At 58.7% G+C, this 26,237-nt stretch carries 23 protein-coding genes and 1 pseudogene; 10 read left to right on the top strand and 14 right to left on the bottom strand.

The genetic code is table 11. From position 1 onward, the window contains the following. Positions 1-5 precede the first annotated feature (5 nt). Together ACUXVA_RS30475 and ACUXVA_RS30480 are read left to right on the top strand one after the other, a co-directional pair. Positions 6-269 carry a 2Fe-2S iron-sulfur cluster-binding protein gene (locus ACUXVA_RS30475; RefSeq protein ID WP_265082209.1) on the top strand — a complete coding sequence of 88 codons (264 nt, stop codon included), beginning with the start codon at positions 6-8 and terminating at the stop codon, positions 267-269. 59 nt (positions 270-328) lie between these two features. Next, the gene (locus ACUXVA_RS30480) at positions 329-1,513 is read left to right on the top strand and encodes an NAD(P)/FAD-dependent oxidoreductase (protein ID WP_445489969.1); all 1,185 of its coding nucleotides are present in this window, start codon (positions 329-331) and stop codon (positions 1,511-1,513) included. A gap of 76 nt (positions 1,514-1,589) precedes the next feature. Here ACUXVA_RS30480 and ACUXVA_RS30485 read toward each other — a convergent pair whose 3' ends face one another. The 4 genes from ACUXVA_RS30485 to ACUXVA_RS30500 all read right to left on the bottom strand — a co-directional run bounded on the left by ACUXVA_RS30485 (position 1,590) and on the right by ACUXVA_RS30500 (position 5,164). After that, positions 1,590-2,495, bottom strand: a complete 906-nt coding sequence (locus tag ACUXVA_RS30485) for a helix-turn-helix transcriptional regulator (RefSeq protein WP_265082208.1) — start codon at positions 2,493-2,495, stop codon at positions 1,590-1,592. Positions 2,496-2,760: 265 nt separating this feature from the next. Continuing rightward, positions 2,761-3,129 carry a DoxX family protein gene (locus ACUXVA_RS30490; RefSeq protein ID WP_265082207.1) on the bottom strand — a complete coding sequence of 123 codons (369 nt, stop codon included), beginning with the start codon at positions 3,127-3,129 and terminating at the stop codon, positions 2,761-2,763. Between the two features lie 227 nt (positions 3,130-3,356). After that, positions 3,357-3,749 carry a RidA family protein gene (locus ACUXVA_RS30495; RefSeq protein WP_265082206.1) on the bottom strand — a complete coding sequence of 131 codons (393 nt, stop codon included), beginning with the start codon at positions 3,747-3,749 and terminating at the stop codon, positions 3,357-3,359. Positions 3,750-4,219: 470 nt separating this feature from the next. Then, positions 4,220-5,164, bottom strand: coding sequence for an MBL fold metallo-hydrolase (locus tag ACUXVA_RS30500; RefSeq protein WP_265082205.1), 945 nt, complete (start codon positions 5,162-5,164; stop codon positions 4,220-4,222). Positions 5,165-5,351: 187 nt separating this feature from the next. On the opposite strand from ACUXVA_RS30500, the gene ACUXVA_RS30505 reads away from it, so the two are divergent. Beyond that, positions 5,352-6,929, top strand: a complete 1,578-nt coding sequence (locus tag ACUXVA_RS30505; protein WP_445489973.1) for a gamma-glutamyltransferase family protein — start codon at positions 5,352-5,354, stop codon at positions 6,927-6,929. Between the two features lie 243 nt (positions 6,930-7,172). Here the strand turns inward: ACUXVA_RS30505 and ACUXVA_RS30510 are convergent, their stop codons facing one another. The 4 genes from ACUXVA_RS30510 to ACUXVA_RS30525 are packed head-to-tail and all read right to left on the bottom strand — an operon-like array spanning position 7,173 to position 11,878. After that, positions 7,173-8,321 carry an ABC transporter substrate-binding protein gene (locus tag ACUXVA_RS30510; RefSeq protein WP_265082203.1) on the bottom strand — a complete coding sequence of 383 codons (1,149 nt, stop codon included), beginning with the start codon at positions 8,319-8,321 and terminating at the stop codon, positions 7,173-7,175. Positions 8,322-8,349: 28 nt separating this feature from the next. Further along, on the bottom strand, positions 8,350-9,075 hold the full coding sequence (locus tag ACUXVA_RS30515) for an ABC transporter ATP-binding protein (RefSeq protein WP_265082202.1): 726 nt from the start codon (positions 9,073-9,075) through the stop codon (positions 8,350-8,352). Next, positions 9,072-10,844: a branched-chain amino acid ABC transporter ATP-binding protein/permease gene (locus ACUXVA_RS30520; protein ID WP_265082201.1), complete on the bottom strand. Its 1,773-nt coding sequence runs from the start codon at positions 10,842-10,844 to the stop codon at positions 9,072-9,074. Before ACUXVA_RS30520 ends, ACUXVA_RS30515 begins: the two co-directional genes overlap by 4 nt. Continuing rightward, positions 10,841-11,878, bottom strand: coding sequence for a branched-chain amino acid ABC transporter permease (locus ACUXVA_RS30525; RefSeq protein WP_445489976.1), 1,038 nt, complete (start codon positions 11,876-11,878; stop codon positions 10,841-10,843). The genes ACUXVA_RS30520 and ACUXVA_RS30525 overlap by 4 nt, the downstream gene beginning before the upstream one ends. Before the next feature lie 397 nt (positions 11,879-12,275). Here ACUXVA_RS30525 and ACUXVA_RS30530 point away from each other — a divergent pair, with 397 nt between their 5' ends. After that, entirely contained in the window at positions 12,276-13,190 is a 915-nt protein-coding gene (locus ACUXVA_RS30530) for a MurR/RpiR family transcriptional regulator (RefSeq protein WP_265082200.1), read from the top strand. A 222-nt stretch (positions 13,191-13,412) separates the two neighbouring features. On the opposite strand, the gene gfa is transcribed toward ACUXVA_RS30530, so the two are convergent. Both gfa and ACUXVA_RS30540 read right to left on the bottom strand, forming a co-directional pair. Then, positions 13,413-13,976 (bottom strand): S-(hydroxymethyl)glutathione synthase, encoded by a 564-nt coding sequence (gene gfa, locus ACUXVA_RS30535; RefSeq protein ID WP_445489978.1) that lies wholly within the window; start codon positions 13,974-13,976, stop codon positions 13,413-13,415. A 30-nt stretch (positions 13,977-14,006) separates the two neighbouring features. Further along, a complete protein-coding gene (locus ACUXVA_RS30540) occupies positions 14,007-15,113 on the bottom strand; it encodes an S-(hydroxymethyl)glutathione dehydrogenase/class III alcohol dehydrogenase (RefSeq protein ID WP_265082198.1) in 1,107 nt (368 codons plus the stop codon). A gap of 104 nt (positions 15,114-15,217) precedes the next feature. Here ACUXVA_RS30540 and ACUXVA_RS30545 point away from each other — a divergent pair, with 104 nt between their 5' ends. After that, on the top strand, positions 15,218-16,150 hold the full coding sequence (locus ACUXVA_RS30545; RefSeq protein WP_265082197.1) for a LysR family transcriptional regulator: 933 nt from the start codon (positions 15,218-15,220) through the stop codon (positions 16,148-16,150). A 492-nt stretch (positions 16,151-16,642) separates the two neighbouring features. On the opposite strand, the gene ACUXVA_RS30550 is transcribed toward ACUXVA_RS30545, so the two are convergent. Continuing rightward, a complete protein-coding gene (locus ACUXVA_RS30550; protein WP_265082196.1) occupies positions 16,643-17,596 on the bottom strand; it encodes an aromatic alcohol reductase in 954 nt (317 codons plus the stop codon). 71 nt (positions 17,597-17,667) lie between these two features. Between ACUXVA_RS30550 and ACUXVA_RS30555 the strand changes: the two genes are divergently transcribed. After that, on the top strand, positions 17,668-18,105 hold the full coding sequence (locus ACUXVA_RS30555) for a winged helix-turn-helix transcriptional regulator (protein ID WP_265082195.1): 438 nt from the start codon (positions 17,668-17,670) through the stop codon (positions 18,103-18,105). A 206-nt stretch (positions 18,106-18,311) separates the two neighbouring features. Here the strand turns inward: ACUXVA_RS30555 and ACUXVA_RS30560 are convergent, their stop codons facing one another. From ACUXVA_RS30560 to ACUXVA_RS30570, 3 genes are all read right to left on the bottom strand, one after another. Then, entirely contained in the window at positions 18,312-19,826 is a 1,515-nt protein-coding gene (locus tag ACUXVA_RS30560) for an amidohydrolase family protein (RefSeq protein WP_445489982.1), read from the bottom strand. A 26-nt stretch (positions 19,827-19,852) separates the two neighbouring features. Continuing rightward, positions 19,853-21,151 carry a serine hydrolase domain-containing protein gene (locus tag ACUXVA_RS30565; RefSeq protein ID WP_445489984.1) on the bottom strand — a complete coding sequence of 433 codons (1,299 nt, stop codon included), beginning with the start codon at positions 21,149-21,151 and terminating at the stop codon, positions 19,853-19,855. A 358-nt stretch (positions 21,152-21,509) separates the two neighbouring features. Then, the gene (locus ACUXVA_RS30570; RefSeq protein ID WP_265082192.1) at positions 21,510-22,016 is read right to left on the bottom strand and encodes a MarR family winged helix-turn-helix transcriptional regulator; all 507 of its coding nucleotides are present in this window, start codon (positions 22,014-22,016) and stop codon (positions 21,510-21,512) included. A 287-nt stretch (positions 22,017-22,303) separates the two neighbouring features. Between ACUXVA_RS30570 and ACUXVA_RS30575 the strand changes: the two are divergent. The 4 genes and pseudogenes from ACUXVA_RS30575 to ACUXVA_RS30590 form a co-directional block, all read left to right on the top strand. After that, a pseudogene (locus tag ACUXVA_RS30575) lies at positions 22,304-22,516 on the top strand (RidA family protein); the annotation flags it as partial. A gap of 181 nt (positions 22,517-22,697) precedes the next feature. Continuing rightward, the gene (locus tag ACUXVA_RS30580; RefSeq protein WP_265083592.1) at positions 22,698-24,245 is read left to right on the top strand and encodes a sugar ABC transporter ATP-binding protein; all 1,548 of its coding nucleotides are present in this window, start codon (positions 22,698-22,700) and stop codon (positions 24,243-24,245) included. Further along, positions 24,242-25,219, top strand: a complete 978-nt coding sequence (locus ACUXVA_RS30585) for an ABC transporter permease (RefSeq protein WP_445489986.1) — start codon at positions 24,242-24,244, stop codon at positions 25,217-25,219. The genes ACUXVA_RS30580 and ACUXVA_RS30585 overlap by 4 nt, the downstream gene beginning before the upstream one ends. Beyond that, a complete protein-coding gene (locus ACUXVA_RS30590) occupies positions 25,216-26,196 on the top strand; it encodes an ABC transporter permease (RefSeq protein WP_265082189.1) in 981 nt (326 codons plus the stop codon). The genes ACUXVA_RS30585 and ACUXVA_RS30590 overlap by 4 nt, the downstream gene beginning before the upstream one ends. The last annotated feature ends 41 nt before the right edge of the window (positions 26,197-26,237 follow it).

A 26,237-nucleotide genomic window follows, 5' to 3' on the forward strand; every position in this document is an offset into this window, starting at 1 on the left:
TCGTCATGGAAACACTTATCCTTAGCATCGAATTGGGAGACGCGACGACTGTTACTGCAACCGCGGGCGAGACATTGATGCGTATTGCATTGGATAACGGCATCACAGGAACCTCCGCAAACTGCGGCGTATCGACGAGTTGCGGGATCAGCCACGTTTATGTGGCACCGCAATCTATTAACTGGTGTCCTATGCGTGGCAAGACTGCAGAGGAGTTGCTAGCCGTCGAAGCCTCTGAATTGCGCAACAATTATCGCCCAGACTGCTAACTCATTATGCGGCCCGAAATGGATGGAATGATTATGCACCTACCCGAAAGCCACTTTTGATGACCGAGCGCGTATTGGTGGTCGGCACCGGCCAAGCAGGCTTCCAACTTGCCGCAAGCTTGCGACAAAAGGGTTTTGCGGGCGACATTACATTGGTAGGTGATGACGCCTCCCCTCCCTATCAGCGCCCGCCTCTTTCGAAGGCCTACCTGAAAGAGGGTAACGAAGAGAGACTGTACTTACGCAATCTGTCTTTCTATCACGAGAATCGGATCTCCCTCTTGCGCGAACGGCGCGTCACGGCATTGGATCGTCGAGAAAAACGCATTACACTGGATGACGGGCGACATCTTGATTGGGATATTCTGGTTTTGGCCACCGGTACTCGGATCGCCTCACCACCGATCAAGGGGGTTAGTCTACCGGGCGTCCATGCCTTGCGATCCATTGAAGATGCGCGGCGCCTGCGTAGCGAAATGGCCACGATGCGGCGCGCCGTCGTGATCGGAGGGGGCTTCATTGGGTTGGAGTTCGCCGCGGTCGCGCGCGAGGCGGGTATCGAAGTCAGTATTGTCGAGAGTGCAGGACGATTGATGGCACGGGCCATCTCACCTCAGATGTCGACAATCGTGCAACAGATTCACTGCGAGCATGGGGTTTCGATATTCCTGAACAGATTCGCTGCATCTGTGGATGCGCAGTCGGATGGTCGGGTGTGCGGGGTGTCGCTGAGCGACGGATGTTTCCTGCCCGCCGACTGCGTAATCTTGGCGACCGGGGTTATTCCGAATACCGAGCTTGCAGAGGCGGCCGGATTGAGTGTCCGCAACGGTATCGTAACAGACCGCTATCTGACGACCGCGGATCCAACGATTCACGCCGTCGGAGACTGTGCGGCTTTTCCCGATCCATTCGGCCCTACACTCATTCGTCTTGAATCGGTACAGGCAGCAGTCGATCACGGACGATGCCTTGCCGAGGTGATTGTGGGCCGCCCTGCTCCTTACGCGGCACTGCCGTGGTTTTGGAGCGATCAGGGCAAGTACAAACTACAAATTGCGGGCTTAGCCGCCCCCGACGACACGGCACGTCTGACACAAACCGAAAAAGGCGGGCAGGTCGTGGTGCGGTCACGGAATGGGCTCGTCACGGCAGTCGAGACTCTGAATGCTCCCGCCGTGCATATGTCTGCACGCAAACTTCTTGCTGACGGCCCTGCGCGAGATATCGCTCTCAGCATCTGAGCGATTGATTGACCCTCGCCAAACTTGCATGCCGGGAGCAGTGTAGTGGCGCATTCTGGGAGACCCTTGCCAAGGCCTACGCAACAGAATCGTGGGACGCTTTCCGATAGCTGCCAGGAGTAACGCCTGCGATCCTTCGGAAAACATGGGTCAGGTGCTCTTGGTGCGAAAATCCGCAGTCAAGCGCAATTTCTGCTATCGAATTTGTTGTATGTCGAAGAAGGCGCTTGGCGCGCTCTACGCGTTGCACCACGATAAACTGATGAGGTGATTTGCTCGTGGCATTTTTGAATTGGCGGGAAAAATATGACGCGCTATGACCGATCAGATCGCTCAGGTCCTGCAACCGTAAATGGCTGTCTAGATTTTGGTCAATGTGGTTCCTAATTTTTTCCAACTGCGCGCTGGTCAGCCCTTTGTCGCACTCCGGTTCCTGGATGGCTTGAGCATTTATCCAGACGAGCCGAGTTGCAATCGACAATGCTACCTGATCTGCATAAAGATTTGATCGATCGGAACGCTTAGCCGCAACTCGCCATGCTTCCATGATCAGCTGCTCCAGCAACTCATCTTTTATAGCGAACAATGGCCGGTAGCTTATTTTGCCAGACACATACCCTAGCTGGTCCGCAGCCTTTCGCATGACGGTTGAGCTCAAATACAGGTGGATTGTTTCCAACTGATCTCGCAAGGTAATGCTAAACTTGCGACCAGCCGGCCAGAAACCTATGCAGCCAGGAGAAACGACTTTACTGCTGGGATTGTCATCGACATTTCCGTCTATGCGCACCGGGCCAGTCAAATGCAAGACGATGAGATGATGATCCAAGGGGTGAAGGTCGGCATGAAAAGGCGCTTCACTCTGATATGAAACGAACAACGAGGACCAGCCGCAGTTTTCGGTGGAAAACCGCACTTGGCAAGTCGGCAAGGTCAGCAGACCGTGCGTGTCGGCGAAGGTAAAAGTCCGAAAGAGACGCATCTCTAGCCGATCTCGATATACCCGCATAAATGTAGGATTAACGATCGCTCGCCGTCAATGGATTAAACTATGAGGCACACCTTAACGCTTGAGCATGTTGGAAACGTTCGAGTTTTCTGTTCTCACAAGTGGGGGCCGCTAAGTTGTCCCATTCTGCTTAGCTTCACCCACGGCATCGACGTCAATAAGCTCCAGTAAAAGCGACACGTCGTCTTAAGACGCCTGAGACGCACGACCAGCCGAGCGCGATCCAAGAGCACTGGGATTAGGTTGTCGCGTGAAGCGCGACGACCAACGAGCACAGCGCCCAAAACACGTGGTATTCGCAACCGCCGAGATTCCAGCTCCATTCGCCGCCAGAAACCTTCAGCACGGAAGCTGCGGCGGTCAGCATAAATATCGCCGATATCCAGCCGGCGAACGTCATGAATATCCCGAACGTCATGCAAACAGTAACGGTTATCTCAACGAGAAGCGACGTGTAGACAAACAGTGCGACCGGACGAAACCCGGCAGCTTGAAAAAATCCGAACACACTGTCACGTGCCGTGAATTTGGCGAGGCTATGAGGGATGTAGGCAAGTCCACAAATCAGACCGAGTTGGCGGATCGGATCGGCAAGATCTAGATTCATTCGACTATCCTTGAAGTGATGCGACGTGAACATGGCGCCGCCCATTCGCAAGTTCGTTCGATTCAAAACCGACAAGGGCGCGCGTAATATGCCGTTGGCGGACTTCGTGCATCGATAACGACGACATAAACGCGCCCGAACTTCAGAAGGAGCATGCCGATTTGAAAGGCAACCGAAACAGCCGGCGAGCGCGACCGACGCCGGCGCCCGCCCACTGCATTCTCATGTCAATCTGCTTTTGCAGCCAACGCTTCCATCTCGACCACCCATTTGGGATTGGCCAGAGCGGACACCACGACCCACGTCGATGTCGGCAGATAGCCTTCCGGCAGATATTTCTTCCGGTGAATGGCGAGGTATTTGATACCAGCGGGATCCGTCGAGTAGACGTTCAAGTGGACAATGTTCTCGGGTCCCATCCCCGCGGCACTTAGAATGGCCAGAGTGTTCAACCAGACTTGGTCGTGCTGGTCTTCAAAGCTCTCCGGCAAGCTGCCATCCGGACGAATACCCGCCTGCCCGGCAATCGAGAGCCATCGAGCATTGGCAGGAATTTCCATGCTATGACTATATGCGCCAACAGGGGGAGCAATTGTGCCGGGATTGGTTCTCTTAAACATGGACTTCTCCGCTCTGGATTTTTTCGGGGTTTTTAACCGCCGGCCCCCTGGTGATCAGGGCGCTTCATGGGATCTCACTAGGTCGTCTCAAGGACGATCGCCATCCTGCGTTTGTCTGCTCACCTCTGCACGAGTTGACCGTAAGAGTTGCAGCACGTCCTCTAACTCTTCTCGAATATCTCTCGCGACCTCGCCGCCAAGCTCGTCACCCCAGTGACAGACGTCGCTACAACGTTCCAGCCAGAGTACACACACCACCGAGGGCTTGGGACAATCGATCTGACACCTATCTTGGCGATCATTGCTGTCAGGCCCCGTGCCAAGCGCGGCTGCTCTGCGGTGTCGCGATCACCGACGCACACTTGCCAGACTCGCCGGCTGCATCAGAGATTTCGTTGCAGAGCACGACGCTGCACGGCAGATATACACAAGCGAACAACGCCTCATACCTCCAACCTTCGCCAGTCTGCTTAGACAAAACGCCAGTCGAACAAATCGCCTTGCCGGCCAACAAGACCAGCAGAACTTCCAGCAAAATGAGCGGTGAACACCGTTGCTCGCTGCTCGGCGGCGTACTCCAGGAACCAACGTCGGGACGCCCGCGCCTTGACCTGATCTTCGCAGAAGACGCTATTCCATTCTGGCCGGAACACCTGCAGCGGCTGATGCATAATATCGCCACCGAACAGCCCGCGCCGCCCCTGATCGACGAATTCGACTGCTACGTGGCCAGGACTGTGGCCCGGAGTTGCATGCAAGATGAGGCCGTTATCCACTGGGCCATCGCCGTCAACGATGTCAGCCTGACCGCTTGCCACGACCGGCAACACACTATCCTCGTAGATGGTGGCAAAAATGCCGGTTCGGCCCGGGCCCGACCAGTGATCATGTTCAGCCTTGGAGAATATATACCTGGCATTCGGAAATGTCGGCACCCAGCGGCCGTCGCGCAGCATCGTGTTCCACCCGCAATGGTCGACGTGCAGGTGCGTACAGCACACGTAATCGACCTGCTCCGGCGTAACACCAGCCTCCGCAAGCCGATCGAGGAACGGCAGGTTTTGTTCATGAAACTGCGGCATGCCGGGCCGGTTCTTATGGTTTCCGCCGCAGCTGTCGATCAAGATCACATGCTTCGGAGTCTTCAAAACCCAAGTATGAACACTGTTGATGAAGCGACCATGAGCCTCGTCAAAGCACGTGGGAATCATCAACCCGCGATGCTGCTCCAGCAGCGCGCGATCCCACTGCGGAAACAGCTCCTCGGGGGTGAAGCTTATTCCGCACTGTTCCGTTACACGCACCACGGAAGTTTCGCCAAAGTGATGGACACTCATCGTCAGATACCCTGAATGCACTCGCTCTGCTGTTTGAAGAGCGTCGGTAAATCGTTTGATCGTCCAACGACTGTACATTACAAAAACCACCTATTGCAAGACATTCGTAATATTCATAACGTGCCCGGAATTCATGCCGCGCGGTCGGGCGGCAACGCACTTCCATCGCAATTGGTGTCCAGCTTAACTGCAGGTACTCCGCCTGACTTCCCGCCTGCTTCGATGCTATTGGCGCGGACGGTGGTTTATAAATTGGGGATACAACATGCGTGATTTCATGGCTCTTGGTCGCTCGGTGGCGGTGGCGGAGAGAGGTATGGCCGCAACGTCGCATCCGCAGGCGACGCTGGCCGCCCTCGACATACTCAGAGCCGGTGGTAATGCAGTCGACGCAGCCGTTGCGGCGATCGCCTTGCAGGGCGTCGTCGAACCGGCGATGACCGGCATAGGCGGCGATTGCTTCGTGCTCTATTCGCCCAAGGGAGGCGATCCAATTGCGCTGAATGGCTCGGGTCGCTCGCCTCTTTTCACCGATGTCGGCAAATATGCTGACGGCTCGCGGCGGGGCATTCCGCAAACGTCGCCTGAAGCAGTGACCATCCCAGGTGCGGTCGACGCTTGGTGCCGGCTCGTGGCCGATCACGGCAGCAGGTCGCTGGAGGAAATCTTTCAACCAGCAGTCAATGCCGCCGAACAGGGCTTTTGCGTTACCCCGCGCGTTGCAGAGGACTGGCGCAAATTCCGCGACCGGATCGAGATTGACCCAAATGCGGCGGCCCAGTTTCTCCCTAATGGTGTAGCACCCACGGTCGGCGACATTCGCGCGCAACCGGCGCTGGGTAGCACCTTGCGCAAGATCGCAAAACATGGACGAGAAGCCTTCTACGGTAGCGAATCTGCCGAAGAAATGGTCGGTATCCTCCGCGCGATGGGAGGTGCCCACACACTGGATGATTTCGATGCGCAGACGACGGACGTTGTGGATCCAATTTCGGCGATGTACCACGATCACGAAGTCGTGGAGTGTCCTCCCAACGGACAAGGGCTTGCCGCGCTTATGATCCTGCGCACATTGGCAGGCTTCGACGTCGGCGCGTTGTCTCAAACGGACCGCATCCATCTGCTCGCGGAGGCGACGAAGGCAGCTTACCGCGCGCGCGACGCCTTCTTCTGCGACCCGGCAACCAGCGCCATCGATCCGGCCTCGTTCCTTGCTGAGAGTTATATCGAACGCATTCGCGCCCGGATTGACATGAACCGCGCGTCCGAACCGGATACGTGGGACGATGTTGAGCACCGCGACACCGTCTACGTGACCGTGGTCGACCGCGACCTCAACACCGTGTCGCTGATCAATTCGCTGTTTACGCCCTTCGGTAGCGGCATCTACGCCCCCAAATCAGGCATCCTACTGCAGAATCGCGGATCATGCTTTCGCTCTATGCCAGGGCATCCCAACTCCCTCGGGCAGCGCAAGCGTCCGATGCACACAATCATCCCAGGCCTCCTACGTCGGAACGGCAGAACCGTGCTGTCATTCGGCGTGATGGGCGGCAACTACCAGGCAGCCGGTCACGCCAATTTGATCTCGAACATCTTTGATATGAAGATGGATATCCAGGCTGCGTCCGAAGCGCCGCGCTCATTTGGCTTCGACGGCGTGTTGGAGGTCGAGACGACAATTCCAGCAGCGATCCAGGACGAACTGCGCAAGCGCGGCCACGACGTACGCTACCCCGTGGAGCCGATCGGCGCCTCCCAGGCAATCCAGATCGATCATGCGCGCGGCATTCTGCTCGGCGCCTCTGACCACCGCAGGGATGGCCTCGCTCTCGGATTTTGAGATGAGGCTGGTGTGGTGACGATCAGACGTCCCGACAGCAACAGTGCCGTTGTGGCCGGCGTAATGCTTACCAGGGAGCGCCTGCTTCAGGCGCTGGCCTGTTACAAATAGTTCTTGACTTAATCGACGCGAGATTCCGGACAACGTCCTGAACCTCTCAATTCTGATCCGGCGTCAGCCTCAAACGCAAAATGCCCGGCGTGAAGCCGGGCACTGCGTCTCGATCAAGAACAATCGGCGAACTTATTTGACGAGACGGAACTTTCCTCCCTTGACCTGAATGAGGAATGCCGAGCGCTCATCGTAGCCGTTATGGTTAGTCGGGCTCATGTTCGACAGGCCGTTACAAAGATAAATCTCTTTGCCAACCTCGATCGCATCGCGCAATGCCGCACGAAATTCTGCCGTACCGGGCTTGCCTGCCTTGAGTGCCGCCGGGATAGCGTTTTCGACGAGAACCATTGAGTCCCACAGATTGGCGCCGAAAGCGGACGGGGTTTCATTATAGACCGCTTGGTAGGCGGCGATATACTTCTCTGAAGGCGCGCGGAACGGGTCATCTTTCGCCATGTCATCAACGATGGTGAAAGCTTCGCCAGCGAAGATCGAGCCTTCGATATCCTTGCCGCCGAGTCGGATGAAGTCGTTGTTTGCGACGCCGTCCGTCGTGTAGATCGGCCCCTTGTAGCCGCGCTCGCGCAACGCCCTCTGTGGCAGCACAGCCGGTGTGCCTGCCCCAGCGACGAATACTGCATCGGGTTTAGAGGCGATGATCTTCAGGATCTGGCCTGTGACGCTGGCGTCGCTGCGCGCATATACCTCGTGCGTCGTCAGCTGGATACCGGCTTGCGGCGCTTTTTCCTCCAGCACATTGTAGTAGCCTTCGCCATAGCCGTCAGCGAAGCCGATGTAGCCGAGTTTCTTGACGCCGATCTTGACCATGTATCTAAGGATTGCGGTGGTCATGATATCGTCGTTGGGCACGACCTTGAACACCCACTTCTTCTTGTCGTCCATCGGCTGAACGAGCACACCACCCGCGGCGAGTGTCAGCAGAGGCGTCTTGGCCTCGGCGGCGACGTCGATCATCGGCAGCGACACCGGTGTTAGCGACGAACCGATCAAGATGTCGACCTTGTCTTCCGCGATCATCTTGCGCGCATTCTGCGACGCCTTGGTCGGGTCAGATTGATCATCGAGCGCGACATAGGTGACTTTCTGCCCCGCGATCTCCTTCGGCAGCGCGGCAACCGTCTTGCTTTGCGGTTGTCCGAGCGCGGCGCCAGGGCCTGACGCGCTCATCGTGATTCCCACTTTGATTTGTGCTTGTGCGCTGCTGGCGCCCAGCAACGCGGTTGCCAGCACGGTCATCCAGAATTTACGTCGCAACATGAAGTCCTCCCCCTTGATTGTCCTGATGTTAGTACTCGTTGCTGCCGAGGCCGAGATAACTTTCGATCAGTCTCGGGTCCTGCGCGATCGCGGATGGCAGACCTTGCGTGGTGATCTCCCCCAACTCCATCACGTATGCGTAGTCGGCGACCTGCAGCGCAGCACGCGCATTTTGCTCGACCAGCAGGATGGATACGCCGCTCGCACGCAATTCGGTCAGGATGTGGAAGATGTCGCGCACAATGCGGGGTGCGAGCCCAAGGCTTGGCTCGTCGAGCATCAGCAGTGTCGGACGCGCCATCAGCGCGCGGCCTATCGCCAGCATCTGTCGCTCGCCGCCGGAGAGCGTTCCTGCAAGTTGCTGGCGCCGTTCCTTCAATCTCGGAAATCGAGTGAATATCTGCTCGAGTGATTCACTGCGTTCACCGCGCGAGCGCCGAATACCACCGAGTCGCAGATTATCCTCGACCGGCATGTCGCTAAACAGTTCGCGACGCTCCGGCACCAGGCACATCCCTGCCTTCACCCGCGCTTCCAGCGGAATCGATATCGCCGGTTTATCTTTGAAAATAATGGCACCACGCGCGTTGAGTAGGCCCATTGCAGCATTCAACAGTGTTGTTTTGCCAGCCCCGTTCGATCCGATGACGGTAACCAATGAGCCGGGCGTCACAACGATCGAAACATTATGAAGCGCCTGCGCCCGTCCGTAGGACACGCAGAGATCGCGTACATCGAGCAGCGGCATCGTCATTCCAAGCCTCCGAGATAGGCTTCCAGTACAGCCGGGTTCTGCCTGATATCCGCGGGTAACCCTTCGGCAATTTTTGTGCCGAAATCCAGCACCACGAGCTTGTTGGCCAGGCTCATGACGAAATCCATGTCGTGCTCGACCAGCAGAACGCTCATGCCCTCAGCGCGAACCTCGCGAAGCAATTTTGCCAAAGCCTTCTTTTCACCGACGCGGAGTCCCGCTGCGGGCTCGTCGAGCAGTAGCAGCGCCGGGTTGAGGCAGAGCGCGCGCGCCACTTCGACGAGGCGCAGTTGTCCAAGCGCCAGTGTTCCCGCCGGATTGAACGCGACGTCGGCGAGACCGACCCGCTGAAGCTCACGCTTCGCGGCAGCGAACAACATGGCTTCTTCGGCGCGATCGAGCTGCATGATCGAGCGCAACACGCCTGCGCGGCCAAGCAGATGTGCACCCAATGCTACGTTTTCGATCACGCTCATGTCGGGAACGATCTCGACGTGCTGAAAGGTTCGGCCGAGCCCGAGCCGTGCGGCGCGTTGCGGTGTCTGCGCCTGCAGAGGATGACCTTCGAACTGGATGCCGCCCGAAGTCAACGGAATCACGCCGGTGATCAGGTTGAATGTTGTGCTCTTGCCGGCGCCGTTCGGACCGATCAGCCCGATGATGCGGCCACTCTCGACGTGGAAGCTCACGTCGTTCACCGCAGTGAGGCCACCAAATTCCTTGCGTGCATCCATCACCTGCAGAAGCCGCGTTCCGAGTGCCGGCAGGTCGCGGGAAGACAGCTTCTTGCCATCGCGTGGCTCCGGCACTTTCGGCGGCGGCGGTGGGCCGAACAGGATCGGCCACAAACCATTGGACGCGGTCTGCAAGACCAGCACCAACACCGCGCCGTAAGCGATGGCGTCGAAATTTCCGGTCTGGCCGAACAACCATGGTAGCAGGTTCTGCAATTGATCGCGCAGCACGGTTATGCCTGCCGCACCGAGAATGGCGCCGTAGACGCGGCCCGCCCCGCCGAGCACCGCCATCAGCAGATATTCGGTGCCGGCATCGATGCCAAACGGGCTAGGCGATACAGAACGCTGGAAATGCGCGTAAAGCCAGCCAGCCAATCCCGCGAGCATGGCCGCGTAAACGAACACCATCAGTTTTGCAGCGGCGGTATCCACGCCAAAGGCTTCCGCCGCGCGCGTGCTTCGGCGGAGTGCGCGGATACCCCGACCGACGCGGCCGCCAAGCAGATTTTGTGTTGCGACCACCGCCAGCACCACCGCGACCCAAACGATGATGAAGAATTCCTTCGGATCGGTGAGTTGATGCGCGCCAATTTTCAGCGCGGGAATGCCGAGCAAACCATCGTGCGCGCCGAGCCAGCTCACATTGCCGAACAGATAAAAGAACGCGATGCCCCAGGCAAGGGTGGCGAGCGGCAGGTAGTGGCCGGACAATCTCACCGTCACCGCGCCGATGCCGGCGGCGACGATCATGGTGACGATCAACGCCGCTGGTAACGTGAGCCACGGCGAAATACCAAAGTACAACGTCAGAACGGCGGTGGTGTACGCGCCAAATCCGACAAATGCGGATTGCCCGAACGAGGTCATGCCGCCGACGCCGGTTAGCAGTACGAGGCCGATGGCAACGAGGCTGGAGATACCGATATAATTGAACAGCGTGATCCAATAATCCGGCAGGAAGCCGGAGAACGGCGCAATCAGAATTAGGATCGCGAAAACAATCGCGATGGCTCGCCCCCGTGTCGGCTTCATTCCCGGTCCTCCACGTGCGGTGCGTAAATCGAGCGCCAGGCCAACACGGGAATGATCAGGGTGAAGACCAGAACCTCCTTGAAATTGCTGGCCCAGAACGAAAACAGCGCTTCGGAGACGCCTACGCCAAGCGCCGCAATCACCGTAAGCGGATAACTCACGAGCCCCCCGATGATCGCGGCGACAAATCCCTTCAAACCGATGAGGAATCCACTGTCATAGAACACCGTCATCAGCGGGCCGATCAGCACGCCCGACACCGCGCCGAGCAGGGCTGCGATGGCGAACGAGAATTGTCCGGCGATCGACGTCGGTATCCCCACCAGCCGCGCACCAACGCGGTTCGACGAACAGGCGCGCAGCGCCTTGCCGAGCAAGGTGCGACCGAAGAACAGCGCGAACAAGACCAGCAGCACGGCGGTGATGATCAGCACTGCGACGCTCTGGCCAGTTACGACAAGACTGCCGAGCGAGAATGATGCATCGTACAGCGGCTTGGTCCCGCTCCCCTCCGGACCGAAAAACAGCAGGCCGAGGCCCATCAAGGAGAAATGCACGCCGAACGCAGCCATCAGCAGCACGAGCGGACTGGATTGCGCCAGAGGCTCGAATGCGATGCGATAGAGCATCGGCCCCATCGGCGTGATCAGCGAGATCGCGAGCAGGATGTCGACCGTCTGGCCGAGCTTGAGCGGCGCGAGCGCTTGCGTCAGCAAAAGCAGGGCGACCGGCAGAGCCAGATCGAGCAGCGCGATCCGGATCAGGCGGCGCAAGTTGATCTCGCGGAAATGCCACGCCACTTCGGTCACCGCAGCCATGACGCCCAGCGCCAGCAGCAGCCACGGCGTCGATGGCATTTGACCATTCTCCAGTGCGGCAACGGTAAGTGCAGCGAAGGCGACAAATTCACCTTGCGGCACGCAGATCACCCGCGTGACGGCGAAGACCAGCACCAGCGCAATCGCCACCAGCGCATATACCGCGCCGTTGATGATACCGTCCTGAAGCAGGAACAGAAATATTGTTGTATCCACCCGCCCTCGCCCCCGGATCGCGCGGTCCGCTGGATCTCGGGTCCGCGTCAACCTAGCAATAGCCTACGATCAAATTCACCAACCGACCACACGTTATGAATATTACGTTTTTATTTCAATAGGTTTTTTTGTAATTCACGATGGCTGAGCGACCAAGCGGCAGACCCATCTGCTCAAACTGCGAAGCAAGTCACCCAGCACGAAAAACACTGCTGCTGCAGGTCATTTATCCATCGTCATCGCTCGGCGCGGTCCGTGCGGCCGAAGCTCTATCCAGGATGGCGACTGCATACTATTGTCGCCTCGCCTGCGAATACCGTCGGCACAGTGGCGCTTTTTTCGCCACATCGATTGTGCTACCTGTAGATACCTGCATAGATTCTGGATTAGAGCCTTCATGACTATCCCCATTCCTTCCCTCGGCACGGTTGCGGAGAGAATTCGTGTCGTGCGCAACCATCTCTCGCCCTCGGAGCTCGCCGTCGCTAACGCGATTATCGAAGGATATCCGACGAGCGGGCTCGTTCCGATCGCCCAGATAGCCGCTGAGGCTCATGTAAGTGGCCCGACCGTACTTCGTCTGGTCAGCAAGCTTGGCTTCGATGGGTATGCCGAGTTTCACGCTGCGCTCAGAGCCGAAATTCAAGAGCGGATCTTCTCTCCGGTTGATGCCTATCCCTCGTCCAAGCGCGGCGGCAACGGATCGACACCCGCAGCAAAGGCCCTCGCTGCCTACCAGGAATGTCTTCGGTCAACATTTACTCATGTCGATGCTGCCGAGCTAAAGTCGGCCGTATCTGCTTTGTCAGATCCCAAGCGACCTATTTACCTGATGGGAGGTCGGGTAAGTTCTATTTTTGCCTCGCACGTTGCAACTTACCTGTCCCAGTTGCGCCGAAACGTCACGCAGATTCCCTCGGATGGTTTCGGCCGAAACTCTTGTATGCTCGATTTAGATCCGAAGAGCGTGGTCGTTCTTTTCGACTACCGGCATTATCAAGAGACCACCGTAAGTTGGGGCATTGAGGCGACGAAGCGCGGGGCTCACCTTATTCTTTTCACCGATCAGTATCTGTCGCCTCTTGCTCAGCATGCGACATCGCTGTTGACGTGCAGCACCAAGGGTCTCGACCCCTTCGACTCACTTGTGGGTGCCTTCGCCCTGACTGAGCTGATTATCGCGGAAGTTGCGCGGTCGATGGGCGCTCCAGCGAGAAAACGCCTGGCCGATATTCTTGCGTTTCAGCAACGGGATGAACAACAATCGTCTCGCGGCATGACCCCGCTTCAGAAGGGCCAGCAAGAACGATGAGCTGCACGCTTTGTTAGCCCGGGCCGCCACGGGCAGCCATCGCAGCGTTTGCGGCAAAGGCTGACTAGATGCGCGCAATCAGTGGAAGTCAGCACTTGCCGATCTCCAACGCGAGAACTTCACGTTCGCGGCCGATGTCTACAGCACAGCCCCGGAGAGATATGTTAAACAAAAATAGGCGCAGCTTCCGTCACCGGAAGCTGCGCCGCTTTCCCTGATGTTTCAGGCCGCCTTCGATTTTGCGACGTGGGTGGCGATCGCATCCATCAGCGCCGGGGACAAACAATCATAAGGCTCGAGCCCGAGTTCCTTGAGACGCGATCGAATGCCCGGCATCTCCGATGGGGCGACGCCAGATTCGATGACCGACGACACAAACGCCGCAAATCCCGGGGCCGCAGAGCCGGTTTCATCGAACAGTTCGGGGTGGATAAAGTCGAGGCCATAGAAAGGATGGGCCTTGTTCTCGATGCGGCCATACATGTGAGTGCCGCAGACCTTGCAGGCGTGTCGCTGGATCGCCGCGGACGCATCGACAATCTGCAACTTCTCTCCGTTCTCAAGCACCGTGACGCTCTCGCGCGGCACCACGGCGACGACCGAGAAAGTCGCACCTTCGGGTTTCCAGCATTTGGTGCAACCGCATGCGTGGTTATGGGCGACATCGCCTTTGATGCCGACCTTGACCGGTTTGTCCTTGCATTTACAGACCAGCGTCCCGCCGGGAAAGTTACCGGAACCCTTCTTTACGCCGGTGTCGATCGATGGGTGAATGTGTACAGTCATGGGCATTCCCTACTTGTTTGACGTTTTGGACTAGAACACCACGACCGAACGGATCGATTTGCCTTGGTGCATCAGTTCGAAGCCCTTGTTGATCTCTTCCAGCTTGAGAACGTGGGTGATCATCGGGTCGATTTCGATCTTTCCGTTCATGTACCAGTCGACGATTTTCGGCACATCGGTGCGGCCGCGTGCACCACCAAATGCTGAGCCTTTCCAGACCCGGCCGGTCACAAGCTGGAACGGTCGCGTGGCAATTTCCTTTCCGGATTCCGCCACCCCGATCACCACGGAGACACCCCAGCCGCGATGGCAGGCCTCGAGCGCCTGGCGCATCACGGTGGTATTGCCAGTGCAATCGAAGGTGTAGTCGGCGCCACCGTCTGTGAGCGCGACTAAGTGAGCAACAATATCGCCGATCTGGGACGGGTTGACGAAATGGGTCATACCGAAACGACGGCCCCACTCCTGCTTGTCACCGTTGATGTCGACCCCGATGATCTTGTCGGCGCCCACCATCCTGGCGGCCTGAATGACGTTTAGCCCAATGCCGCCAAGCCCGAACACGACTACGTTGGCGCCCGGGGTGACCCTGGCCGTGTTGACCACCGCGCCGACGCCAGTCGTCACGCCGCAGCCGATGTAGCAACTCTTGTCGAAGGGAGCATCTTCGCGGATTTTTGCCACGGCTATTTCCGGCAATACCGTAAAGTTCGAGAACGTCGAGCACCCCATGTAATGGAAGATGGGCTGCCCCTTGTAGCTGAAGCGCGACGTGCCATCGGGCATCAGCCCCTTGCCCTGCGTGGCACGGATAGCGGTACAGAGATTGGTTTTGCCCGACAGGCACGACTTGCACTGACGGCATTCGGGCGTGTAAAGCGGGATCACATGGTCGCCCGGCTTGACCGAAATCACTCCTGGACCGATCTCTCGGACAATTCCCGCGCCCTCATGCCCCAGGATGCAAGGAAAGATACCTTCGCTATCGAAGCCATCGAGCGTGTACGCATCCGTATGGCAAATCCCTGTTGCCATGATCTCCACCAGAACTTCACCGGCCCTCGGTCCATCGAGGTCGACTTCGACAATTTCAAGTGGCTTCTTGGCTTCGAACGAGACGGCAGCGCGCGATTTCATGATTTTTTTCTCCCGATCATCGAGAAGCTAAACGCTTCGCGGGATGGTGATAATCCAGGTTTTTCTGAAAACAGTTTTTCCAACCCGCAAAGATGAGGATCTGAATGCAAAGCTGGGAAGGTCTCGATGCGCTCGTAGCGGTCGCCGAAGCTGGCAACTTCACCCGTGCCGCCAGCCGCCTTGGTGTCTCGATCTCACAGGTCAGCCGGGAAATAACCCGGCTTGAGGAGCGCCTCGGTAGTAAACTTTTGGTGCGCAATACCAGACGTGTTGCGCTGACGGAAATCGGGCGGCTGTTTGAGCAACGCTGCCGTCAACTGATCGATGACCGTGAAGCGGCATTCGACTCCGTCACGTCCGGCAAAGACGCGATCAAGGGACTGATCCGCTTGACTTGCGCCATATCTTACGGCGAGCGGACAATCGCTCCGATTATCGGGCGATTCGTGGCCGAGCACCCCGAAATAAGCGTTGACATGGAACTCACCAACCGCGTGCTCGACTTGGTCGCGGACGGCATGGATCTCGCAGTGAGGATCGGTGAAGTCACCGACACTCGTCTTGGTCGAGTTCAACTTGGGTCAAGGTCGCTCCACGTGTGTGCATCTCCTGCCTACGTGGAACGTCACGGCGCTCCCACAAGCTCATCGGATATAGATGCCCATGCATGCCTGCTCGGAACCGCCCAACGTTGGCAATTCAAGACCGCAGGGCAGGACAATTATATCGCCCCACAGGGACGGTGGCGTTGCAATAGCGGCTTTGCAGTGCTGGACGCCGCAATTCAAGGCCTGGGGCTATGCCAGCTCCCCGATTTCTACGTGCAGGATCATTTACGCGACGGAACGCTGGTGGAACTGCTTGCCGAAGAACGCCCCGCGGATCAGGCGATTTGGGCGGTCTTTCCGAAGCGATCACCCCAGCCATCGAGGATCGCCGCCTTGATCAACTTCCTGCAAGAGAACATCTATCTGTCGCCCGAGGCCCGCAACGCTTGTAGCATATCTGCATCCGCAGCTCGCCTATTCCCAGTTTGATCGAATTCGAGGTGGTGGGGTCACCTGCTCACCAATCGAGCCTGAGTGCAGCGTCACTGCAGCGCATTCTAAGGTAGCCTCTTCGTTGTGCATAGAGCGGCTGAACAATGGTCCGCACGTTTATCAACCACCGAGTTTGAAGAATCTACCTTACGTTCTATGGCTGATGCGCCAATAGCCGTCTTTGTGAACCGGCTATCTCGCGAGATGGTCAAACGCGAAATAGCCGATTGCGCTTTAATCAGAGAGAAATGACGGACTTTCGTTGCTGTCCGTTCGAAATCCGGATTGGCCGCGCGATAGTCCTTCAACGCCGCGTCGACCGTGCTGGCTAATGCCCCCTGGTACAGTCAGGGCGCTGGTGTCGCTGATGGCGTTGCCAGCTTTGCGGAGTCCGATCCGCATAACTACCGACGTTGGACGTAAAGCTTGCCGTGGTGGAGCCTTGGTTGAGAACTGGCCGACGCTTCATGGATTTGGCAGGCTTTACAATTACCCGCCACCACCTGGCGCAAGATTGGCGTCGATCCACGCGGACACATCGGTGACAGGAATGGCGTGGCGCTGGTTGAACGTCCCGTCCTTGTTCCAGGCCACGCCACGCCCTTGGGCAAAAGCGGCGCGATACTTTCGCATCATGTTCTGCGGGTCGCGTGCAAGTTCCTCCATCAGAAACGACACGGTCCATTCCGAACGGCTGAATGGGCGATGCAGGGCCGCTTCAAGCTTGTCGGCGACCTCTCCGTAGGTCACGGTATCGCCGGCCAAAAACACAATCTCGTTTCGGATGGTGGGTTCGGCGAATACGATTGCAGCGGTCAGTGCTCCGATATCTTCAGGAGTGGTCAGTGTAACGGCGGTCTCGAGGTTGCCCAGCGCATGAACCTGGCTTTTTGCCAGGTCAACCACGCCAAACTCCGGCTCGAACAAATAGCTCATAAACATGCCGGTCGAGATGATGACCCACTCGGTATCCGTCTGGGCACGCAGCAGTTCACGCACGTCCAACTGTGCGTCGAAAATATCCTGCGGACCGCCGCGGCCGATCAAGTCGAAATCGACACCGAACTGCCATGGGAAATAGCGGGGAATGCCCGATTGCAGTGCGGCCTTCGCCAGTTTCATGGGTGTGTCGATGCCGGCGGCATAGCCGGCACAGCCGATCACAGTGTCATACTTTGCAAACACCGATGCGAGCTCATCGACCGAGCTCTTCACTAAATCGCCTATGACAATCTCAATTCCCAGGCTGCGGATGTCGGCGATATCCCGTTGCTTGGCCGGCGCATCGGACTCGACCGCACTGCCGCGCAGTAGCACGCTGATCTTGGCCCCTTTCACGTCCTTGGCACGACGCGCCAAATTCTTCAGGACCGGAAGACCGAGTTCCCCGGCTCCCAATACGAGGATATTCCGGGACTTAACGGCGGACATTGATGCGTTCATGACTTTAGCCTGTTCGGAAATTCGTTGTCGCCGTAACATGGCGGCGCATCGCCAAGAAGGGAAGAAGGCACATGGATGATACCCCGGTCAGAACGTTGGACCAAGACGCCATTCTCAGCTACTCCCAGACGGTCTGCGATGGCCTGAGGAACGATGATGACGGTTTGCGCCGGGAAGTTCTCGCCCATGCCGGCAACCGCTGGTCGCTCGGCGTCGTTCATACGCTCGGGGTGTATGGCCAGCTACGTCACGCGGAAATCGGCAGACGAATGCATGGTGTCACTCAACGGATGTTGACGCGTACGCTTCGGCAGCTGGAGCGTGATGGGCTGGTTCTTCGTCATGATTTTAGGGAGGTGCCCCCGAGGGTAGAATATGGACTGTCCGACACCGGGATGGAAATGCTGGTTCGCATGGTCCCGCTGTGGACCTGGATCGTCGAAAATGCTGACCGCTTCCGGAAAGCGAGGGGAGACTTCGACAAGACGCTCCTCGATGATAAGTCGTAGCATATTGAGTGCGGCAACGCCCGAACAGTCTCAGATTGCCGCCGCCGGACACAGCGCGGGCGATGGCAGGCTATGTTCGGACGTGAGAGTCACATTCCGCACGAACTCTGCTTAGCGGGTTTGGGGCCCCCCCCCCGAATCGAACCACCACCGCAACGGTGAACGGACAACCGCAACCGATCACGAGATAAATTCACTTACCGCTTCTAGAAGCGAGCACGTTCATATTTACTCGCCGCGACCGTGCGGTCGCGCGCCGCGATCGCAAGCTTGTTCACCGTGCCGAAATCGACGCCCACCAGCTGACCGTTGCGCTTGAGTATTTTGCCGCTCACCATCACGGTGTCGACGTTGCCGGGGTGCATGTTCGCCACCACAGCGCCGACCGCATTGTTGACCGGCGCGACGTTTGGACGGTCCGTGCGGAGCAGGATCAGATCGGCCTCCTTACCCGGCGTCAGCGTGCCGACCTTCCGATCGAGCTTGTTGGCGCGAGCTCCCTCAATGGTCGCGAATTCCAGCACATCGCGTGAGGTCAGGAGCTTCGGCAAGTTCTTCTCGCCCTTGATCCCGCGCTGGAAGACGTCGTTGCGCTGGAGCGCGAAGACCGTCCGCATTTGCGTGAAAAGGTCGCCGGGAACCGAGGTTTCGACGTCGATGCTGAGCGATGGCCGCAAGCCGAGATCCAGCGCTTTCTGAATTGGCGGCGTACCGTGCCCCATCATCATTTCCACGTAACCTGCCATCGATACCGTGCCGCCGCTATCGACCAACATCTTCCACTCGGTATCGTTCAACGTGCAGCAATGAATGTAGGTCGTATCGGGTTTGAGAACGCCCATCTCGCCGAGCTTCTGCACCGTACCGTTGATGAAGTTGCCGACGCCGACATGGATCGAAATAGGCGCACCGACATCGCGCGCGACAGCCCACGTCTCCGCGATCCGCTCTGGCGGTGCCGAGAGACTCGCCAGAAACAGCGTGAGAAGCTGGTCATCGCTGGAGAAGTATTGTTTGCGTAACCGGCGAATGTCATCCGGATATTTCTGTTTCGGATCCTGGCGGTAATCCGGCGACGCGTTCGACGGTGAGCCATAGGCGAACACAGCGCGTATTCCGGAATCCGCCAGGGCCTTGATGCAAGCGTCGGTATGTTCGGGGGTATTCTGGATGTGCGACCAGTCGAGAACTGTCGTGACACCGGAATCGATGGCGCCGAGCGCGCTTAGAAGGTTGGCCGCATAGCAATCGTCGGGCGTGTAAACCGGTCCGAGAACGCGCTGGATGATGCGGAAGTAGTCAGGCAACGAAGCATCGGGAATGATGTTGCGCAGAATGCCTTCCCACATATGACGATGCGTATCGACAAAGCCGGGCATCACGATGGTGTTTGAGGCGTCGATGATCTCGGCATCGTCGATGCTGATATTCGGGGCAATCTGCGCAATCTTGCTGCCTCGCACCAGCACGTCGGCGCTTTCGAAATCGCCGACCGCCTTGTCGAGCGAAATGACGCAAGCGTTCTTGATCAGGATCGGCCGACCCAAGGGGGGCGTCCGCGCGGACTGCTGGGCTCGCGCCGGACTGACCATGGCTGCAGCAGCAACAGGCGCGGCAACAGCTGCGGCAGCGCCCGTGCACAGGAATTGGCGGCGGGAGACCCCCGCCGGCGTGCAACAACCGCAACCACCGGCTAAGCCGCTATGGGGAAAATTAGTCATCGGATTTTTCCTCCAATCGCGCTTACTTAGTCGCGCACAATGCTTGAGTACAACATGTCTTTAAAGAAGTGACGGGCCTGGATGCGGTTGGAGGGTGCCTGAACCATCATGACAGCAACAATGCGGTCTTTGGGATCGACGGTGAAAGAGGTGCCGGCGATCCCAGGCCAGTTGAAATCTCCCGGATTGCCTGGAACAACGGCCATCCCGGCTTGGCGGCGAACGGCAAATCCCAACCCAAAGCCATATCCGGGACCGGCAACCGACGCGGTTGAGCCTCCCAAGCCTTGAATGTGGTCAGACGTCATAAATCTGATGGTCTTGGGCGACAGAATTCTCACTCCGTCCAGTTCGCCTTCATTCATCAACATCTGCGCGAAGCGGAAATAGTCGCTGGCCGTCGAGAACATACCATTGCTGGCCTTGCTGTAAGCTTTGTCAGTTCGCGTGGGCTCCACCGCACTCCACAGTCCCGACTTCATCCGGTCGGCATCATATGCGTCGGCCAGCCTGGTCAGCTTCGATGCCGGCACTTCAAATCCGCTGTCTTGCATGCGGAGCGGATCGAGCACGATTTCCTTCACCAGGCGATCTAACCGCTTACCTGTCATGCGCTCAAGCAGCACGCCCAAGACATCGGTCGACACTCCGTACTCAAACGCAGTGTTCGGTTGCTGTATGAGTGGGATAGCGGCAAGCCGGTTCAAAAACTCTTCCGGCGTGATGTTCGTCTGAATTCCGACTTTCGTGTATTCCTTCGCAATCGTCTTCACGTGCTCAGGTCGAGAAGGGTCTTGAGCCGCGAAAGCATACGTGAAGCCGGACACGTGACGGAGCAGGTCATAGATCGTGATGGACCTGACCAAAGGCACGGTTTCGCCCGACTTGGGATCGACAACCTTCAACACCTTGAGTTCAGGAAGAAGCTTGTCGACAGGATCGTCGAGATTGAACAGACCCTGCTCCCAAAGCGCCATGGCGGTCACGTTCACAACCGGCTTTGTCATGGACATGATCCGGAAGATCGCATTGGTAGGCATCGGAGTCTTGCCGGCCTGATCCAGGGTCCCATGAGCCTCGAAATGGACGAGACGACCATCGCGGGCAATCAAGGTTACCGAGCCGGGCCAGGCTTTTTCGGCGATCTTGCGGTCCAGTCCCGTAGAAAGACGTTGAAGCCGTTCGGCAGAAAATCCAAGTTTGATCGCCGCGCCTGACATGGACTTCTGGTCATCGGCTCCATAAGCAGGCAGGGAGAGATCATAGGCGCTCAGACCGCTAAGTGTGAGCGCAACAAGAGTATAGGCTACACGTATCCGCTTCATCGGGCGCTCCATCTTGAAAATTTTAAAACACACCAAATTCAATCGCTATCTTGCTCACAAGGCTGCCGCCAAAGTATCTTCGAGTCAAGATATTTTATCTTTGTGTAAAGCTATCTCGCTCGGCTTGTCCGCCTTTTGCGAAACAAGCGCCGTTCGGCATCGAGCAGTCAGGCCCGCGCTCGATGAACATGCACAATGCAACACGCCCTCCCACTGTAAGGGAATGCGTATTCGCAAGTTCATTGACGCGATCGGGTGACTTGGGCCGAGGTAATACGAAGCGTCCACTAGAAACAGATTCGTGCGGACTACTTTCTAATACCTGGAATGCCTGACGGGATTAGCGCTCAATCCATTCCTAAGAACTGACCTGCTCGACCGAAACCAGCAGCTTCCGCAGCAACCGGGTCAGCGTCTGGCGCTCGCTGGCCGTGAGAGTCTGGTCGACCGAACGCGACAGCTCAAAGTGCTGGGCAATCGCTTTATCGACCGCGTTTCGCCCCTTCGCCGACAGCGTAATCCTCGCGCCACGTCCATCGTCAGGATCCTGGCGCCTGACGATGAATCCATCCTGCTCGGCACGGCGCAGTCTCGCGGTAAGTCCGCCCGACGACAGCAGGCATTCCGCGTAGAGATCGGTGGGGCGAACGCCCAACGTACCGTCGGCCTCGCGGCGGTAAATCGTCAAAAGCAGATCGAACAATTCCCAATTGAAGCCCTGTTCCTGCAGCGCCGGCTCGATGGCGCTGCGCATGTGAACGGACAGGCGAATAATCCTGCCGACGACATCAAGGTGGCCAGCGTCGAGATCCGGCCGGCGACGGCGCCAACCACTAATAATCTCATCAATCGAATCATTGCTCATGCTGCTGAGCATACAGGCAGAAAGGCACAATAATATGCAATTTCATTTATCTTACCACCGACCTATTTTATCTTGACTCAAAGATAGTTTGGTCCCACGCTTGGGCAACTCGTCAGTTCCATATTGACGGTAACGCGTGCGACGTCCCCAAGGAAACGAACATGACCGCCAACCCGGCCTTTGCAACTTCGCCGACCAATCCGCATATCAAGGAAATCCAGACCCAGCCGGAGCGGAAGCGCGACATGCCCTATGCGCCGGCGATCCGGGTCGAGGTTCCGTGCGGCATGCTGTACATCTCGGGCGCGACGCCTTCGCCGCTCTATCACAAGCATCCGCACGTGCTGGACGAGCACAACCACCCGAATTCGATCGAGGATCAGACCCACCGCGCCATGATGACGATCCAGTCGATCCTGGAGCACGAAGGCTTGGCCTGGACGGATATCGTCAAGGTGACGAAGTATCTCACCGATATCCGCGACCAGGACGGCATGGTGAAGGTGATGAAGGAATATTTCGGGGATTGGACGCCCGCCAGCACGACCATCTGCATCAACCAGGCTGTCGACTCAGGGCGCCCGCGTCGAGCTAGACGTGATTGCCGCGATTCCCCCGCGCAAGTAGACGCCAGGACCTCCCGCCGGCCCCGGGTCCAGGGTCGAACGAGGCCGACAGATGATGCATGGCACCGACGTTCAGGACAGCCGAGAAAATCACGCCGGGCATGCCACTGCGGGCGCAGCGGCCGTGCCGCTGTTGTGCCTCAGCGGAATCGACAAGTCGTTTCCGGGCGTCCACGCGCTGAAGAACGTCTCTCTCGATATTCATGCTGGCGAAGTGCATGTCATTCTCGGCCAGAACGGCGCCGGGAAGTCGACGCTGATCAAGGTGCTGTACGGCGCCTATGCCGCGGAGCGCGGCCAGATCGCCATCGAGGGGCGACCGGTCACGATTGCCCGCCCCGCCGATGCCGCCGCGCTCGGCATCGCGGTGATCTTCCAGGAATTCTCGCTGGTTCCCTATCTGGACATCGCGCAGAACATCTTTCTCGGCCGCGAAGCGAAGTTCAGTCGTTTCGGTCTTGTCGATGCCGCCGCCATGCATGCCGCGGCCCGCATCATCCTCGACGATCTCGGGCTCGACTACGATACCCGGTCCTATGCCGCCGAGCTTGGCGTGGCGCAGCAGCAGATGGTGGAGATCGCCAAAGCGCTGTCGCAAAATGCACGCGTACTGGTGATGGACGAGCCGACCGCCGCGATCTCGGAGCGCGAATCCGAGCGGCTGTTCCAGACCATCGCCCGCTTGACCGAACGCGGCGTCGCCATCGTCTACATTTCCCATCGCATGAAAGAAGTGCAGATGCTCGGCGATCGCATCACCATCCTGCGTGATGGAGCCGTGGTGACAAGCCTGCTGCGCGGTGCCATGAGCCAAACCGAGATGGTTGGCGCGATGATCGGCCGCGCTTCCGGATCCCAGCTGGCGCGTACACCTCGCGCACCAGGGGACCCGGTCCTGTTCGCCGCGGGCATCAGCACCGCAAAACTATCGGATATCTCTATCGAGATCCGCGCCGGCGAAGTGGTGGGTCTCGCGGGACTCGTCGGATCCGGGCGCACCGAAGTCGTCCGCGCGCTATTCGGCGCAGATCCCATCACCAGCGGCGAGATCGCGTGGCTGGGAGCGCCCGCGCCCGGCACGCTGGATGCGCGGGTGCGCGCCGGCATGGCGTTGCTGCCCGAAGACCGCAAGCAGGAGGGCCTCGCATTGGCCCTCGACATCCGCGACAACGCGACCATTGCCTCGCTGTGGCGCAGCTTCACCGCCAGCTGGTTCTCACCGGCCGTCGCGGAGCGCGACACCCGCAAGCTGATCGAGCAGCTGGCCATCGCCGCCCATGGCACGCGCCAGACCGTTCGCACCCTCAGTGGCGGCAACCAACAGAAGGTCGTTCTGGCGAAGTGGCTCGCCGCCGGCGCCAAGCTGTTTTTGCTCGACGAGCCCACCCGCGGCGTCGATATCGGTGCCAAGGTCGAGATTTATCGCCTTATCGACCAACTGGTCGATGGCGGCGCCAGCGTCGTCGTCATCAGCTCGGAATTGCCTGAGCTCGTACAACTGTGCGACCGGGCCTACGTGATGCGCGACAATCGCATCGTCGGCCATCTCGTGGGCGACGCGATGACGGAACGGGCCATCCTCGAACTAGCGGTGCATCAATGAATGTCCTGACGGAGCCCGCGCGCGGGCCGAGCCTCATGCAACGCCTCGGCGCGGTGCCCGGCGCGGGTATTCTGCTGGTGCTGATGTTCGTGCTGTTTACGCTCGCCAATCCGCGATTCCTGTCGCAGACTAATCTCGTCAATGTCGGCCTGCAGACGTCGCTCCTGCTGATGATCGCGCTACCGATGACGCTGATCATCCTTACCGAAGGCCTTGATCTGTCTGCGGGAGCCTTGCTCGGGCTTAGCGGCGTCATCGTCGCCGAGGCGCTGCTCGCCGGCTGGGGAATAACTGCAGCCTGCGCGCTTGCGCTCGCGGTCAGCATCGCGTTCGGTGCCCTCAACGGCGTGATGATAGCCTATCTCGCGCTGCCCGCCTTCGTCGTCACGCTGGGCACGATGGGCCTGATGCAGGGCATCGCGCTGGTCATCACCAATGGCGATCCGGTTGGCGGCTTCACGCCCACCATCGAGACGTTCTATCGATCGCAGCTCGGGGTTGTTCCGACGCCAATTGCCATCGCCGTGATCCTCTATGCCGCGCTCTGGCTGCTGTTATACCGAACACGGCTCGGCAACTATGTGATCGCCATCGGCGGCAACAAGGATGCGCTGCGTCTGGCAGGGATTAGCGCCAATCTCGTCCATCTCGGCGTCTATATGCTCGGCAGCGCGATCATCGGACTATCCGCGGTGCTGTTGATCGGACGCACCAATTCGGCTCACCCGACCGTCGGCATCGGCATGGAATTCGAGGCGATTGCCGCGGTGGTCCTTGGCGGCACTTCGTTCGAGAAGGGACAGGGCTGGCTGTTCGGCGCGGTGCTCGGCGCACTCGCCATCACGGTGCTGCGCAATGGCCTCAACATCCTCTCCATCGACTCGTCGCTGCAGGTGGTGTGCATCGGCATCCTGCTGATCCTCGCTTTGCTGATCGACCAGGCGCGCAAACAATGGCTGAGGCAGCCGACATGACAATCTCCGCAACGCCCCACGTCCGGCCTGCACGACTTTCACCAGACGCGGCTGCCCTGCTTGGTCGTGTGTTCCTGATCGTGCTGATCGCCGGCGCGCTCAGCGCTGTCGATCCCGGCTTCGCGTCGGTCAGCAACCTGCTCAACTTGCTCCGACAGGCGAGCCTGCTGTTCCTCGTTGCCTCCGGCCTCACCCTGGTGATCATTGGCGGCGGCCTCGATCTGTCGGTGGGCGCCAATCTGACGCTGTCGGCCTGTCTCGCAGCCGCCGCAATCAAGTCCACGGGCAATCCATGGTACGGCGTCATTGTCGCCATCAGCACGGGAACGCTGATCGGCTTTGCCAACGGGCTGATGATCAACCGGCTGCGGCTGCCGCCTTTTCTCGCCACTTTCGGCATGCTGTGGGTCGCCCAAGGCATGGCTTACTGGTTCATGGCCGGGCAGACCATCTACGGCATGCCGATGTCATTTCGCTATTTCGGCACCGGATTCTTGCTTGGCGTGCCGCTGCCGATGTGGATCACGCTTGTGATCTGTGTCGCCTGCAGCGTGCTTCTGCGTCGCACCACCTTCGGACGGGAAGCCTACTTCATGGGGGCAAACCAGACCGCGGCATTCCTGTCCGGCGTTCCCGTCGAGCGACGCCGGCTCCTGCTCTACGTGCTGAGCGGCCTGACCGCCGGCGTCGCGGCGCTGGTGTACCTCGCACGGCTGAACGCTGCCGAGCCCGGCATCGGCGAGCCGCTACTGCTGCCGGCCATTGCGGCCGTGCTGGTCGGTGGCACCTCGCTGTTCGGCGGCAGCGGCAACATCGTCGGCACAGTGCTCGGCGCGATCCTGCTGACCATCATTGTCAACGGCCTCAATCTGCTCAACGTCGCCGCGACCTGGCATCCGCTGGTCAACGGCGCCGTCGTGCTGATCGCCATCCTCGCGGACCTCGCCATCAGCAGGCGCCGCTCCGGAGGCACCTGAATCGACCACGTCACTTTTCGCCATCCACAAACCAAAAGGGG

It is taken from the genome of Rhodopseudomonas sp. RCAM05734, from assembly GCF_052658035.1.